At 51.7% G+C, this 13,550-nt stretch carries 13 protein-coding genes; 10 read left to right on the top strand and 3 right to left on the bottom strand.

What is annotated here, in order from left to right; translation table 11 throughout:
• Nucleotides 1-11 precede the first annotated feature (11 nt).
• From RHOLA_RS06745 to RHOLA_RS06725, 5 genes are read left to right on the top strand one after another with little or no spacing between them, the layout of a single operon-like run.
• Nucleotides 12-932: a DnaJ C-terminal domain-containing protein gene (locus RHOLA_RS06745; protein ID WP_038503380.1), complete on the top strand. Its 921-nt coding sequence runs from the start codon at nucleotides 12-14 to the stop codon at nucleotides 930-932.
• A 10-nt stretch (nucleotides 933-942) separates the two neighbouring features.
• Nucleotides 943-1,356 carry a heat shock protein transcriptional repressor HspR gene (locus tag RHOLA_RS06740; RefSeq protein ID WP_038503379.1) on the top strand — a complete coding sequence of 138 codons (414 nt, stop codon included), beginning with the start codon at nucleotides 943-945 and terminating at the stop codon, nucleotides 1,354-1,356.
• A gap of 21 nt (nucleotides 1,357-1,377) precedes the next feature.
• Nucleotides 1,378-3,522, top strand: coding sequence for an ATP-dependent Clp protease ATP-binding subunit (locus tag RHOLA_RS06735; RefSeq protein ID WP_084321458.1), 2,145 nt, complete (start codon nucleotides 1,378-1,380; stop codon nucleotides 3,520-3,522).
• A gap of 14 nt (nucleotides 3,523-3,536) precedes the next feature.
• Nucleotides 3,537-5,495, top strand: coding sequence for a CASTOR/POLLUX-related putative ion channel (locus tag RHOLA_RS06730; RefSeq protein ID WP_038503376.1), 1,959 nt, complete (start codon nucleotides 3,537-3,539; stop codon nucleotides 5,493-5,495).
• A 9-nt stretch (nucleotides 5,496-5,504) separates the two neighbouring features.
• A complete protein-coding gene (locus tag RHOLA_RS06725) occupies nucleotides 5,505-6,233 on the top strand; it encodes a DNA alkylation repair protein (protein WP_038503374.1) in 729 nt (242 codons plus the stop codon).
• A 12-nt stretch (nucleotides 6,234-6,245) separates the two neighbouring features.
• Here RHOLA_RS06725 and RHOLA_RS06720 read toward each other — a convergent pair whose 3' ends face one another.
• Entirely contained in the window at nucleotides 6,246-7,037 is a 792-nt protein-coding gene (locus RHOLA_RS06720; protein WP_038503372.1) for an exodeoxyribonuclease III, read from the bottom strand.
• Between the two features lie 47 nt (nucleotides 7,038-7,084).
• Between RHOLA_RS06720 and pyrE the strand changes: the two genes are divergently transcribed.
• The gene (gene pyrE, locus RHOLA_RS06715; RefSeq protein ID WP_038503371.1) at nucleotides 7,085-7,648 is read left to right on the top strand and encodes an orotate phosphoribosyltransferase; all 564 of its coding nucleotides are present in this window, start codon (nucleotides 7,085-7,087) and stop codon (nucleotides 7,646-7,648) included.
• Nucleotides 7,635-8,918 (top strand): MFS transporter, encoded by a 1,284-nt coding sequence (locus RHOLA_RS06710; RefSeq protein ID WP_158384515.1) that lies wholly within the window; start codon nucleotides 7,635-7,637, stop codon nucleotides 8,916-8,918. Before pyrE ends, RHOLA_RS06710 begins: the two co-directional genes overlap by 14 nt.
• Nucleotides 8,919-8,948: 30 nt before the next feature.
• Here RHOLA_RS06710 and RHOLA_RS06705 read toward each other — a convergent pair whose 3' ends face one another.
• A complete protein-coding gene (locus tag RHOLA_RS06705) occupies nucleotides 8,949-9,719 on the bottom strand; it encodes an HAD-IIA family hydrolase (RefSeq protein ID WP_038503365.1) in 771 nt (256 codons plus the stop codon).
• Between the two features lie 79 nt (nucleotides 9,720-9,798).
• Here RHOLA_RS06705 and nhaA point away from each other — a divergent pair, with 79 nt between their 5' ends.
• From nhaA to RHOLA_RS06690, 3 genes are all read left to right on the top strand, one after another.
• Nucleotides 9,799-10,980, top strand: coding sequence for a Na+/H+ antiporter NhaA (gene nhaA / locus RHOLA_RS06700; RefSeq protein WP_051636366.1), 1,182 nt, complete (start codon nucleotides 9,799-9,801; stop codon nucleotides 10,978-10,980).
• Nucleotides 10,970-11,632: a TrmH family RNA methyltransferase gene (locus RHOLA_RS06695; protein ID WP_038503363.1), complete on the top strand. Its 663-nt coding sequence runs from the start codon at nucleotides 10,970-10,972 to the stop codon at nucleotides 11,630-11,632. Before nhaA ends, RHOLA_RS06695 begins: the two co-directional genes overlap by 11 nt.
• Before the next feature lie 81 nt (nucleotides 11,633-11,713).
• The gene (locus tag RHOLA_RS06690) at nucleotides 11,714-13,015 is read left to right on the top strand and encodes an adenylosuccinate synthase (RefSeq protein ID WP_038503361.1); all 1,302 of its coding nucleotides are present in this window, start codon (nucleotides 11,714-11,716) and stop codon (nucleotides 13,013-13,015) included.
• Between the two features lie 56 nt (nucleotides 13,016-13,071).
• On the opposite strand, the gene RHOLA_RS06685 is transcribed toward RHOLA_RS06690, so the two are convergent.
• Nucleotides 13,072-13,518, bottom strand: a complete 447-nt coding sequence (locus tag RHOLA_RS06685) for a GNAT family N-acetyltransferase (RefSeq protein WP_038503358.1) — start codon at nucleotides 13,516-13,518, stop codon at nucleotides 13,072-13,074.
• Between the last annotated feature and the right edge of the window lie 32 nt (nucleotides 13,519-13,550).

Genomic DNA, 13,550 nt, shown 5'->3' with positions numbered 1-13,550 from the left:
AGGTGATGTAAATGGCAAGTCAAGACTGGTTCGACAAGGATTTCTATAAAGTCCTTGGCGTATCTAAAGACGTGTCGGATGCAGAACTGAAGAAGGTCTATCGCAAGCTCTCACGCCAGTATCACCCCGATACCAATCCGGGTGATGCCAAGGCTGAGGCGAAGTTCAAAGAAATCAGCGAGGCCTATTCGGTTCTCTCTGACAAAAAAGAACGCGAAGAGTACGATCAAGTTCGCGCGATGGGAAGTGGCGCTAGATTCACCGGCGGCCCCGGTGGATTCCAAGGCGGTTACCCTGGTGGAGCCAACTTTGGCGGCGGCGGTTTTGAAGACGTGTTTGCCAACTTGTTTGGTGGCGGCGGCGGATTCAACCGCGGACCACAACGTGGCGCCGACCTAACCATGAGCACAACTCTTGACTTTATAGATGGCGTAAAAGGCACTCAACTAAAAGTCAGACTTGGCTCTGGTGAAACCACAATCAAGATTCCTGCCGGAGTACAAGACGGTCAGAAAATCAAGATTGCGGGTAAGGGTCAGCAATCACCAAACGGTGGACCAGCCGGTGACCTAATTATTTCTGTGACGGTAAAACCACATCCGGTTTTTTCACGTGACGGAAATAATCTGCGCGTGACAGTTCCGGTAACTTTTTCTGAAGCTGTACTTGGTGCAACCATTCAGGTGCCAACTCTTGGTGGCGAACCGGTGAAACTTAAAGTTGCACCGGGCACTCCAAACGGTCGTGTGCTTCGTGTGAAGGGTCGCGGTGTTGTAACAGCAAAGAGCGAAGGCGATTTGCTAGCCACCGTTGAGATTGCCGTGCCAAGTCACATCAGTGACAAAGCCAAAAAAGCGCTAGAGGCCTTCGAGGAACTTTTGCCGCAAGAAGATCCGCGCGAAGAACTTTTAAACAAGGCCGGACTCCTCTAGGAGGTGCAGCATGGAACAACTTGATGAAAACACTCCGCTGTTTGCCATCGGTGTTGCCGCTGAATTAGCGCAGATGCATCCGCAGACTTTGCGTGACTATGACCGAATTGGTTTGGTCACTCCAGGTCGCACCGGAGGAAAGTCTCGTCGCTACACAATGCGAAACGTTGCGCAACTTAGAGAAATTGCGCGACTTTCTGCCGAGGGCGTAAGCCTTGAAGGCATCCGAAGAATTTTGGAACTTGAAAACCAAAACTCGGAACTTGCAGCGCGGGTTCGAGATCTTGAACAGGCGCTTGCCAATGAATTAATGAACCGCCCTGGAGCACGCGTTTTTGCAGCGGGTGATCAAGGAGTAGAGTCTCTCGCTCGCGGTAAGAGACCGTCGAAGCACACCTCGGTAGTGCTTTGGCGGGCGCGGTAGCCCCGCGCTAGGAGGTACAAAATGAACCAACCAAACATGCAACAAGAAGAACAGAAGTCTGCGCTGGAGCAGTTCGGTGTGAATCTCACCGAGATCGCTAAGTCAGGAAAACTAGACCCAGTGATTGGCCGTGACGCCGAGATCCGCCGCGTCTCTCAGGTGCTAAGTCGCCGAACCAAGAACAACCCGGTGCTAATCGGTGAGCCTGGCGTAGGTAAAACAGCCGTGGTTGAGGGCCTTGCGCAGCGAATCGTTGCCGGGGATGTGCCAGAGAGCCTAAAGGGCAAGCAACTGATTAGCTTGGATCTGGCCGCCATGGTTGCCGGCGCTAAGTATCGGGGTGAATTTGAAGAGCGCCTAAAGGCAGTGCTTGCCGAGATCAACGCCAGCGAGGGCGGCATCATCACTTTTATTGATGAGCTGCACACTCTGGTTGGTGCCGGTGCTGCAGATGGCCAAGACGCATCCAACATGCTCAAGCCAATGTTGGCTCGCGGTGAGTTGCGTTTAATTGGCGCCACCACGCTAGATGAGTTCCGCGAACGAATTGAAAAAGACCCCGCCCTTGAACGCCGCTTTCAGCAGGTTTACGTTGGCGAACCAAGCGTCGTTGACACCATCGCTATTTTGCGCGGTCTGAAAGAACGATACGAAGCTCACCACAAGGTAGCGATTGCAGATGCCGCACTGGTTGCCGCTGCAACACTTTCAAACCGATACATTCCTTCGCGCCAGTTGCCCGACAAGGCAATTGACCTGATTGATGAAGCGGCCTCTCGTTTGCGTATGGAAATTGACTCGGCGCCGATTGAGATAGATGAACTGCGCCGTCAGGTTGATCGCTTGAAGTTGGAAGAGCTTGCGCTAAAGAAAGAAAAAGACGACGCCTCAAAGGAACGTCTTGAAAAACTTCGCGAAGACCTTGCCGATAAATCCAAGCGACTTGACGAACTCAACGAACGTTGGGCAAAGGAGCGCGCAGAACTCAACAAGGTTGGTGAACTAAAAACCAAACTTGATGGACTTCGTATAGAGGCCGAGCGCGCACAGCGCGAGGGCAACTTAGAGCGCGCCTCAAAACTTTTGTACGGTGATATTCCTGCTCTAGAGAAAGAGCTTGTAGCAACCGAGACGGCTGAATCAGAAAACACCGATCGCATGGTCAATGACCAAGTTGGTGAAGATGACATCGCCGCGGTGGTTAGTGCCTGGACTGGAATTCCAACCGGCAGATTGCTTGCCGGCGAATCACAGAAACTTCTAAATCTTGAAGCAGAGCTTGGCAAGCGACTCATCGGCCAGAAGGTTGCAGTCAAGTCTGTTTCTGATGCAGTGCGCAGAACCAAGGCCGGCATTAGCGACCCATCAAGACCAACCGGTTCATTTATGTTCCTTGGTCCAACCGGTGTTGGTAAAACGGAACTTGCCAAGTCACTTGCGGAATTTTTGTTTGACGATGAAAAAGCAATGGTTCGCATCGACATGAGTGAATACGGTGAGAAGCACTCCGTATCTCGCTTGCTTGGTGCACCGCCGGGATATATCGGTTATGAGGAGGGCGGCCAATTAACAGAGGCCGTTCGTCGACGCCCTTACTCTGTGGTTTTGCTTGATGAAGTTGAAAAGGCACACCCAGAAGTATTTGATGTCTTGCTTCAAGTGCTAGATGACGGGCGACTAACCGATGGCCAGGGCCGCGTGGTTGATTTCAAAAATGTGATCTTGATCATGACTTCTAATCTTGGCTCGCAGTTCTTGATTGATCAGGAGCTAACCGCAGAGCAAAAACGCGATGGTGTGATGACCATGGTTCGGGCACACTTCAAGCCGGAGTTTTTGAACCGCCTTGACGACATCGTGATTTTCACCGCCCTGGACCGCAGCGAGCTGGGTCAGATTGTGGAGTTGAACATTGATCGTTTGGCACACCGATTGGAGCAGCGCCGCTTGCAGTTAGCCGTGACTCCGGCAGCGCGCGCTTGGTTGGCAGATAAAGGGTATGACCCAATTTATGGAGCCCGCCCGCTGCGCCGCCTGATGCAACAGCAGATTGACGACAAGCTAGCCAACCTTCTGTTGGCAGGTGATATCCACGACGGTTCGTTCGTAAAAGTGGACGTTTCCGAAGATGGAGTTCAGCTAGAGGTAAGCCCAGGGGACATTTAAGTAAACTTTCGGTTATGTCTGAAAACACCGAAACTCGCTCATATGGCCAAGGCGCTCAGGGTGAACCTGAAGCTCCAAAAGCAACCAAGGTAAGTTTGCGCACCAAGTTGCGCTACAACTTTGATAACTCGCTTTCAAGAGCGGGCGCCTTTGTTGGATACGTATTTATAGCAATCGTGGTGTTGGCGTTTGCCATGACAGCTGTTCAGGCGGCAATCGCTGCAGTTCAGCCACTGAACACGCCGCTTGATCCAGCCAGCTACTTCTTTAGCTACTGGGCAGCCTTCACCAAGATTCTTGGAATTGGAAGCACCGATGCCTGGGGCGCTCAGATTGTCAACTTTATTTACTGGGCCATCGGAATTGCAATCTCCGGTGCTGTAATCGGTTTTATCTCAGCGGCAATCACACGCGCTGTTGCCCGCCTAAAAGAAGGTAAGAGCGCAGTTATCGAATCAGGACACACTTTGATTCTTGGTTGGTCAAACCGCGTGTTCCCGATCCTTTCTGAACTTGCAATTGCAAACGAGAACATTCGCAAGCCACGCGTTGTAATTTTTGCTGGCACCGCACGTGCAGTGATGGATGCTGAAATTGCTTCACGCGTTCCAAACCTTGGAAAGTTAAAAGTAATCACTCGAACCGGTGATGTGACAAACCCAGAAGATTTAAAGCGTGCAAATGTTTCAAGCGCAAAGTCAATCATCATTCTTGATGCCGACGAATCTGGTGATGCAACCGTGGTGTCAACCGTTCTTGCGGTTAAGGCGGTTAATGCCAACGCATCAACTCGAATCATTGCAGAACTTGATGATGCGAACACCGCTGAGGCAATCAGCACCGCAACCAAGGGTCAAGTAATTGCCGTTCGTTCACACGATGTGATCGCACGCGTGACCGCACAGGCTTCTCGTCAGCCAGGTCTTGCAGCGGTCACTTTGGATCTGCTTGATTTTTCCGGCGATGAAATTTACTTTGCCGACGTTCCGGCTCTAGTTGGCAAGACTTACGCAGATGCACTTCTGGCATTCAACGGCGCAAGCGTTATTGGTGTTGTTGATGGCAAGGGGAAGACACACATCAACCCAGCGCAGAATTCAAAAATCGGTGCGGGTTCGAAGATTATTGCGATCGCGCAAGACGACGACAAGATTGTCTACACCGGAGTGCGTGACGACATTGCCAAGAAGAAAATTCCTGCGCACAAGGCACCGGTTCGTAAACCAGAGCACCTGCTGTTCATTGGTTGGTCTTCGATGGGTCGCTCGGTAGTTTCTGAGTTGGCGCAGTTCTTGCCAAAGGGTTCAACCGTGCACATCGTTGCCGAAAAGAAGCACGTTGCACCGGAGGAACTAAAGAGCTTGAAGTTTGGCTCAAACATCAAGGTGACTCACGCATCGGTGTCTGGTGACATTGATGAGTTAATTGCCGCGGCTGCCGCAAAGAAGTACAACGAGGTCATTATTCTTGGCTACCGCGAGGCAATCAGCGAGACAGAGGCCGACGCGCAGACCATGTTGACCATGCTGCAAATGAACCAGCTTTTCGAGGCCAAAGGCAACGGCGTTGAGCCAACCCGATTGGTTGCCGAGATTCTTGACAGCCGCAAGGCAGAGCTAGCCCGCGTGGCAGCCGCCGACGACATGGTGGTTAGTGACAACCTAGCGGCACTGCTGATTGCTCAGGTTTCTGAGAATCCTTCTCTGGCTCCAGTATTCGACGACCTGTTCGACGCCGAGGGTGCATCGCTAAACGTGAACCCAATTGAACACTACGTACCACTGGGCAAGTCAATTGAATTCGCCGAGCTGGTTGCAATTGGACGTGCGCACGGTGAATCAGTAATCGGTTACCGCACCCTCAAGGGCTCAAAACACGACCCGGCCTCGGGAGTTAAGTTGAACCCGTTGAAGACCGATAAGTTCAAGCCTGCTGAAGGTGACGGATTAGTTGTAATCGGAGACCTCAAGTAATTTAGTTTCATGACAACGGCGGCCAGTGTTCAAAAGGACCTGGCCGCTTTTGCACGCCTGAACCGGGTCAGTGATTACCTAAGGTTTTTCAAGGCCGGCCCAGGTGAGTACGGCGAGGGTGATGAGTTTATTGGCGTGCGAGTTCCTGATTCGCGCGAGGTGGCAAAAGCACACAAGGACTTGCCACTGAGTGAAATTCAAAAGTTGCTTGATTCCAAGATTCACGAGGAGCGTTTTGTTGGGCTTGCGATTTTGATTTACCGATTCAAAAAAGCACAGCACCCAAAGTCTTTAGATTTGCAGGTGCAGAAAGAGATCTTTGATTTCTACATGAAGAATCTTTATTCCCAGCGAGTCAACAATTGGGATCTAATTGATTCAACCGCGCCTTATCTTGGCTACTATCTGTTAGGCAGGCCAGGAACCACCAAGTTGCTAGACCAACTTGCGGCAAGCGAATCCTTATGGGAACGTCGTGCAGCGGTGATGTTTACCTTTGCCTTTATTCGCGAATTTGAACTGGACGACACATTGCGCCTCTGCAAGAAACTTTTGAATGATCCACACGATCTGATGCACAAGGCCTGCGGTTGGATGCTGCGTGAATTGGGAAAGCAAGACTTGGGTGCGCTGCGAGAATTTCTAGCTGCAAACGTAGGCAGGATGCCACGGACCATGTTGCGCTATGCAATTGAAAAGATGAGCGAACGCGAGCGCAAAGAATGGTTGAAGCGCTAAGCGCTAAATCAACTAGTCAATGTCAACGACCACGGGCACGTGATCACTTGGTGCTTCACCTTTGCGCTCATCGCGATCAATCACCGCAGAGGTAACGCGCGAGGCAAAAGGCTCGGAGCCCAAAATAAAGTCAATTCGCATTCCCTCGTTGCGGGGGAATCTAAGTTGCTGGTAATCCCAGTAGGTGTAGCCATCGGGAATTCTTTCTCGAACAACATCTTGCAATCCAATTTGCTCAAAGGCTTCAAAGGCTTGGCGCTCTTCTGGTGTCACGTGAGTCAATCCGGCGAAGTCGTCGATGTTCCAGACGTCAGTGTCCAGGGGCGCAATGTTGAAATCACCCATCAGTGCCAGCGGCTGATCAGGTTCGTGCTCAACCCATTCGGCAACGTTGCCGGCCAAGCGGTCAAGCCAGTCAAGCTTGTAGTGAAAGTGCGGGTCGCCAATTTCGCGACCGTTCGGCACATACAAACTCCAGAGACGCACGCCGTTGAATGTGGCACCAATCGCACGAGCTTCTTCGACGGCTTCTTTTCCCTCTTTGCCAAAAGCTGGCATTCCGCTAAAGCCAATCTCCACATCCTCGGCCGGAATTCTGCTGGCGAAGGCCACGCCGTTCCACTGGTTTAGGCCGTGCATGGTGATTTGGTAGCCGGCGTCCTCAAATTGCTTATACGGAAACTGATCTGGCTTGCACTTGATCTCTTGCATGGCAAGGACATCGGTGTTGGTTCGCTCTAGCCAAGAAACCACACGATCAACGCGTGTGCGGATGGAATTTACGTTGTGGGTGGCGATGCGCATGAGTACAGCCTAAATGGCTGGTGCAGGCTGCCAAGTAAACTGGCAACATGACCTTTACTTCCAGTGCAAAACCGCGCCTTGTTGAACTAATCAAGGAGCTTGCCGTTGTGCATGGCAAGGTAACCCTTTCAAGCGGTATTGAGGCCGACTACTACGTAGATCTTCGCCGTGCCACCCTGCACCACGAGGCCGCTCCCCTAATTGGGCAGGTTGTTCTAGACATGTTAGACGCCGCCGGAATCACCGATTTCGCCGCGGTTGGCGGATTAACCATGGGCGCAGACCCAGTTGCCACCGCAATCATGCACCAGGCTGCAGCGCGAGGCCGTGCGATTGACGCATTCGTGGTTCGCAAGGCCGCCAAGGCCCACGGCATGGGTCGCCAGGTTGAGGGCCCAGACGTTAAGGGCAAAAAAGTAATCGTGGTTGAGGACACCTCAACAACTGGCGGGTCACCGTTGACTGCTGCCAAGGCACTTGAAGAAGCGGGCGCAATTATCGTTGCGGTCGCCACCGTGGTTGATCGCGACACCGGTGCCGACAAAGTGATCGGGGATGCTGGCTACCGTTATCTGTCAGCGGTAAGTCTTGATGACCTTGAGCTCCGCTAAAAAATCTGCAGCAACTTCTAACACCGGTCTAGATAGCACCGATGACTTCGCGCACGAATTAAAAACTCGTAGACCATTTGTCTACATGCAAATTTCTTCGATTCTCAGCGTGATGGCTGGATCGATGGTGTTCATGGCTTTTCCATGGCTTGCGATTCAACTAACTGGTTCGGCCACCAGCGCTGGAATTCTTGTCACAATCACTGCGATTCCAGGATTGCTGCTTGCCCCGGTAATGGGTTCAATCATTGACAAGCTTGGTCGTCGAGTTACCGGAATCTGGATTGAAATTCTTACCGGCCTGGTCACCTTGCTAATTCCGTTCGTGGCAAATATTTGGGTCATGACCTTGCCGCTGCTAATTGTGCTTGGCACAATTCGTTCAACAGTTGGTTCTGGTTCTGGTAGCGCAAGAAAATCTTTTGTTCCCGATGTCGCTCGCGTTGCCAAGATGCCGCTTGAGCGCGCCAACTCAATTCAAGAAGCAGTGTTTGCATCTGGCTTTGCACTTGGTCCAGCCATAGCGGCCTTCTGCATTGGTTGGATTGGTATTTACAACACCTTCTATGTTGTCTCTGCGCTTTGCATCGTTTCTGGTTTGTTCATGATTCCTATCAAGGCGCTTGAGCACAAGGAAGATCACGATGAGGAAAAGAATCTTTTCAAGTACGCGCTTGAAGGATTCACAATTTTGTTCAAGACCCCATCGGTGTTTATTTTGCTTGCCGGTGTGATGACTTTGGCGATGGTCTATCTGCCAACAGAGATGATTGTGCTGCCGGCTTACTTCAACAGCACCAATAATCCACAGGGACTTGGGCTGTTGCTCTCGGCGATGGCCGGGGCTTCCGTGTTTGGCGCGCTTGCCTTTGAGCGCCTGGCTCGCAAATTCAAATACAGCTCCATTTTTAGAATCGCAATTCTTGGTATCGCCGGTTGCATGATTCCAATGTCGTTCCTGCTGCCATACGCATTCATGATTTTCTTTGGACTAATTCTTGGAGCTGTGTGGGGTCCACTCATGCCGCTTTTGAACACCGTGATCCAGCGCAAGATTCCACCGTCAAAGCGCGGTCGCGTATTCAGTTTGGAAATGGTGATTTGGTCTGGTGGCCCAATGATCTCAATGATCTTCGCTGGCGTTGCCGTTGATGCATTCGGTGTGCAACCGGTTTACCTATTTTTGGCGTGCTTCGTAACGTTCGCAGGCCTGTTGATTACCTTCAGTAAGTACATGAAGGAAATCAACACCGCTGATTACGAAAACTGATAAACAGTTATCGTTTGCCGGTTAGGACTCCTAGACGAGATCCGCGACCGAGTTAAGAATCTCGGTTGGGCGGAATGGGTACTTTCTAATTTCGGCGTCATCGGCAATTCCGGTGAGTACCAGAACGGTGTGCAAACCGGCCTCGATTCCGGCAACCACGTCAGTATCCATGCGGTCACCAATCATGCCGGTTGATTCCGAGTGAGCACCAATTTTGCGCATCGCGCTGCGGAACATCATTGGGTTTGGTTTGCCAACAATGTACGGTTCCATTCCGGTGGCCTTGGTTATTAGGGCAGCAACTGATCCGGTAGCTGGTAGCGGGCCATCGGCCGATGGGCCAGTGGCATCGGGGTTGGTGGCAATAAATCTTGCACCGGCATTGATCAGGCGAATGGCCTTGGTCAGGTTCTCAAAGTTGAAGTTGCGTGTCTCGCCAAGCACCACGTAATCGGGGTTGTTGTCTGTTTGGGTGTAGCCAATGTCGTGCAGAGCCTGGGTCAAACCGGTCTCGCCAATCACATACGCGCTGCCCTTTGGCATTTGTTTGTCGAGGAACGCGGCGGTGGCAAGCGCCGAGGTCCAGATGCGCTCCTCAGGAACATTCAGACCACCGGCGGTAAGCCTGGCCGATAAATCACGCGGCGTGTAGATGGAGTTGTTGGTGAGCACCAAGAAAGGAGTGTCTTCTGCCTGCCACTTACTAATAAGCTCGGCGGCCCCCGGAAGTACATGGCCTTCGTGCACCAGCACGCCGTCCATATCGGTTAGCCACGATGTGATTTTGCTGCGATCTACCATTCGTCAAGGCTAACAGAGCACCCTAGTCAGCAGTCGGCGAAGCAAACCGGCTAGTCAGAAATTCACCTAGGCTTAAGCCATGTCGAGAAAAACCAAGCTATTTGAACGCGCCTCAAAGGGTCAAACTCGCTGGCTTGGCAACGCACTTCGCAACGAAACCACCGGTGGAATCTTGTTGTTGGTCGCCGCATTGGTTGCAATTATCTGGGCCAACCTTGATTTTGGTTCCTACAGCAGCCTGAAGGATTACAAGATTGGTTTTGCTGATCTTCACCTGGAATTATCCCTGGGTAAATGGGCCGCAGATGGCTTGCTAGCTATCTTCTTTTTTGTAGCCGGAATGGAACTTAAGCACGAACTGGTGGTGGGCTCGCTCAGAGACAAATCTGTAGCAGCAGTTCCAATCGCCGCTGCCCTTGGCGGCATGATTTTTCCGGCTGTGATTTACACGGCGTTTAATTTCAATCAGCCAAGCGCATCTGGTTGGGGTATTCCAATGGCCACCGACATTGCTTTCGCTCTTGCTGTGTTGGCGGTTGCAGGTCGCTCCCTTCCGATTGAACTTCGAGCATTTCTACTAACCCTTGCCGTGGTTGATGACCTGGGCGCAATTATTGTGATTGCAATTTTCTACACCGCGCAACTCAACCTGCTTGCCCTGGCTGTAGCCGCAGGTGCACTCTTTATCTTTGGCATGCTGCAAAAAAAGAATGTAACTGGCTGGTATTTTTATTTGCCGCTGGCTGGAATTATTTGGTACACGATTCACGAGAGCGGCATACACGCGACTGTCGCCGGCGTGGCAATGGGTTTGCTGATGAACCTAAAACAATCCGATAAAGTCATGCACGCTGTGCACCCAATTTCAGCAGGATTTGCCGTGCCAGTCTTCGCATTCTTTAGTGCCGGGGTTTATGTGCAGGGTCTTTCAATTGAAGACGTCGCAGGTTCATCGGTTGCACTTGGAATTATTTTTGGTCTGGTGCTTGGTAAGCCACTTGGGGTAGTGGGAACCGCCTGGCTAATGGCCAGATTTACCAAGGCATCGCTGGCTAAAGAGTTGTCGTGGTGGGATGTTGCAACCATAGGAATATTGGCGGGCGTGGGATTCACCGTTTCACTCTTGATAAACGAACTTGCTTTCAAGAGCAATGAAGACATCGCATCTATGGGAACACTAGCCGTGTTGATTGCATCAACCGTAGCGGCAGTGTTAGCAGCCATCGCTTTGCAATTTAGAAAACGAGCACATGCAAGATAACTCATCGCCGGAACTCACCACCTGGGGCGTTGGTCCTTGGCAAGGGGAGTGGCCAGAAGATGCCGGTACTCCGGAGGCACCAAACCCCGATTCGATTCTTGACCCAGAGTTACTGACAAACGGTGACACCAGAAATGTGCTGGATAAATTTCGCTATTGGAAGATGGAGGCAATCGTTGCCGAGCTTGACCGTCGCCGCCACAAGTATCACGTCGCGATCGAGAATTGGCAGCACGATCTAAACATCGGGTCAATTGTTAGAACCGCAAACGCATTCCTGGCCGAAGAGGTTCACATTATTGGCAATCGGCGCTGGAACCGACGTGGCGCAATGGTGACCGATCGCTACCAGCACGTTAGCCATCACCCAACCGTTGAAGAGTTCGTTGCCTGGGCCAAGGACCGCAATTTGCCAATAATTGCTATCGACAACGTTCCCGGCTGCCAAAAGATCGAGGAATACGCACTTCCAGAAGAGTGCGTGCTTTTGTTTGGCCAGGAGGGTCCGGGTCTATCCGAGGCCGCCATTGAGGCAGCCCACGTGGTGCTTGAAATTACCCAGTTTGGCTCTACCAGGTCAATAAACGCCTCGGCGGCAGCGGCCATCACTATGCATCAGTGGGTTATGCAGCACGTCTTCAATAAAAGGTAACAACTGGGCAGGTCTGGGCTAGGCCGATAAACTTAGATGTACGCCATCGCGTACGAACCCTTTATATAAAGAGGTGCGAGTATGCCCGCAGTAGTGATTATCGGAGCCCAGTGGGGTGACGAAGGTAAAGGCAAAGCCACAGACCTTCTGGCAGAGCACATTGACTACGTAGTTAAGTTCAATGGCGGAAATAACGCGGGCCACACAGTTGTCATCGGCAACGAGAAGTACGCACTTCACCTTTTGCCTTCTGGCATTCTTACCCCTGGCGTCACCCCGGTTATTTCAAACGGCGTGGTCATTGACCTATCGGTGCTGTTCCAAGAAATTGAAGCGCTGAACGCTCGCGGCATTGACACCAGCAAGCTTCGCGTTTCTGCCAACGCGCACATCATCACCCCTTACAACGTCATCGTTGACAAAGTTTCAGAGCGCTTCCTTGGTAAGCGTGCGATTGGTACCACCGGTCGCGGCATTGGCCCAACCTACGCTGACAAGATTAACCGCGTTGGTATTCGTGTGCAGGATCTTTACGACGAAAGCATTTTGCGTCAAAAGGTTGAGGGCGCACTAGTTGCCAAGAACAACTTGCTAACCAAGGTCTACAACCGCGCAGCGATTCGTGTTGACGAAGTTGTTGCCGAGCTTCTTGGTTACGCAGAGCGCCTGCGCCCAATGGTCGCCGACACCGCATTGGAATTGCACACCGCACTTGATGAAAACAAGGTTGTTTTGTTCGAAGGCGGTCAGGCAACCATGCTTGATGTTGACCACGGCACCTACCCGTTCGTGACCTCATCTAACTCAACCGCTGGTGGTGCATCAACCGGTTCCGGAATTGGCCCTGGTGAGTTCAAGACCGTAATTGGAATCGTTAAGGCTTACACCACTCGCGTTGGCGCCGGCCCGTTCCCAACCGAGTTGTTTGACGAGAACGGCGAATTCTTGCGCGCAACTGGTTTTGAATTTGGAACCACTACCGGGCGACCACGTCGTTGCGGTTGGTACGACGCTCCGATTGCCCGTTACTCAGCCCGCATCAATGGTGTTACCGATTTTGTGTTGACCAAACTTGACGTGCTTACCGGACTAAAAGAGATTCCAGTTTGTGTGGCTTACGAAGTAAATGGCAAGCGCTTTGATGAGATGCCAGTTTCACAGTCTGATTTCCACCACGCAAAGCCAATCTATGAAAACTTCCCAGGTTGGTCTGAAGACATCACTGGCTGCCGCACCTTCGCAGATCTTCCAAAGAACGCGCAGGATTACATCGTTGCGCTAGAGAAGATTAGCGGCGCTCGCATCAGCGCTATTGGCGTTGGCCCTGGTCGTGATGCCATCATCGTGCGCCACGATATGCTAGCTCCGAGCGTGGGGCGTTAAGAAACTCTGAAGTTATCAGAGTTTTAGCAACACGGTGAGCGCAGTAGTTTCTTAAACTAGAGCAATTTCAGACGGTACTGCACCTTGCCGGCCTCTTGAACGTAAGTGTCATACAGGCGTCGAGCAGTTTCATTGGTTCGGTCTGTGTCCCAGTAAAGCCGAGAGCAGCCGGCTGCCTGGGCTCGAGCCTTCACCGCGTCAATTAGTTTGCGACCAACTCCTTTGCCCCTGGCTGCTGAACTAACAAAAAGGTCCTCTAGCAGCACAAAGCCATTGACTGAAATGGTGGAGTTCTGAAAGTTGAAGTGCACGATGCCAAGTAAGTTGCCATCTTCAAAAGCGCCCAGCCCGTGCAGGTTGAACTCAGGGTTGATAATCCGCTGCCAAGAAAGATCGGTCAGGCCCTCTGGAAGGTTTTCACTGTAAAAATCTAGGTATCCATTCCACAGCACAAGCCACGCGTCATAATCTGTGGCGCTCAGTTCACGCACTTCAATAGTCATGTTTTGATACTAGTTAAAGAGAAATCCCCCAG

This window comes from Rhodoluna lacicola, assembly GCF_000699505.1.
Lineage (GTDB): Bacteria > Actinomycetota > Actinomycetes > Actinomycetales > Microbacteriaceae > Rhodoluna > Rhodoluna lacicola.
The sequence above is the reverse complement of the archived record's forward strand: the minus strand, read 5'-3'. Positions and strand labels throughout refer to the sequence as shown.

What these genes read in the sequence shown, in the direction of transcription:
- RHOLA_RS06735 (WP_084321458.1), top strand. Translation starts at nt 1,378, where the DNA reads ATGAACCAACCAAACATGCAACAAGAAGAACAGAAGTCTGCGCTGGAG.
- RHOLA_RS06740 (WP_038503379.1), top strand. Translation starts at nt 943, where the DNA reads ATGGAACAACTTGATGAAAACACTCCGCTGTTTGCCATCGGTGTTGCC.
- RHOLA_RS06725 (WP_038503374.1), top strand. Translation starts at nt 5,505, where the DNA reads ATGACAACGGCGGCCAGTGTTCAAAAGGACCTGGCCGCTTTTGCACGC.
- RHOLA_RS06745 (WP_038503380.1), top strand. Translation starts at nt 12, where the DNA reads ATGGCAAGTCAAGACTGGTTCGACAAGGATTTCTATAAAGTCCTTGGC.
- RHOLA_RS06695 (WP_038503363.1), top strand. Translation starts at nt 10,970, where the DNA reads ATGCAAGATAACTCATCGCCGGAACTCACCACCTGGGGCGTTGGTCCT.
- RHOLA_RS06730 (WP_038503376.1), top strand. Translation starts at nt 3,537, where the DNA reads ATGTCTGAAAACACCGAAACTCGCTCATATGGCCAAGGCGCTCAGGGT.
- RHOLA_RS06685 (WP_038503358.1), bottom strand. Translation starts at nt 13,518, where the DNA reads ATGACTATTGAAGTGCGTGAACTGAGCGCCACAGATTATGACGCGTGG.
- RHOLA_RS06720 (WP_038503372.1), bottom strand. Translation starts at nt 7,037, where the DNA reads ATGCGCATCGCCACCCACAACGTAAATTCCATCCGCACACGCGTTGAT.
- RHOLA_RS06705 (WP_038503365.1), bottom strand. Translation starts at nt 9,719, where the DNA reads ATGGTAGATCGCAGCAAAATCACATCGTGGCTAACCGATATGGACGGC.
- pyrE (WP_038503371.1), top strand. Translation starts at nt 7,085, where the DNA reads ATGACCTTTACTTCCAGTGCAAAACCGCGCCTTGTTGAACTAATCAAG.
- RHOLA_RS06690 (WP_038503361.1), top strand. Translation starts at nt 11,714, where the DNA reads ATGCCCGCAGTAGTGATTATCGGAGCCCAGTGGGGTGACGAAGGTAAA.
- nhaA (WP_051636366.1), top strand. Translation starts at nt 9,799, where the DNA reads ATGTCGAGAAAAACCAAGCTATTTGAACGCGCCTCAAAGGGTCAAACT.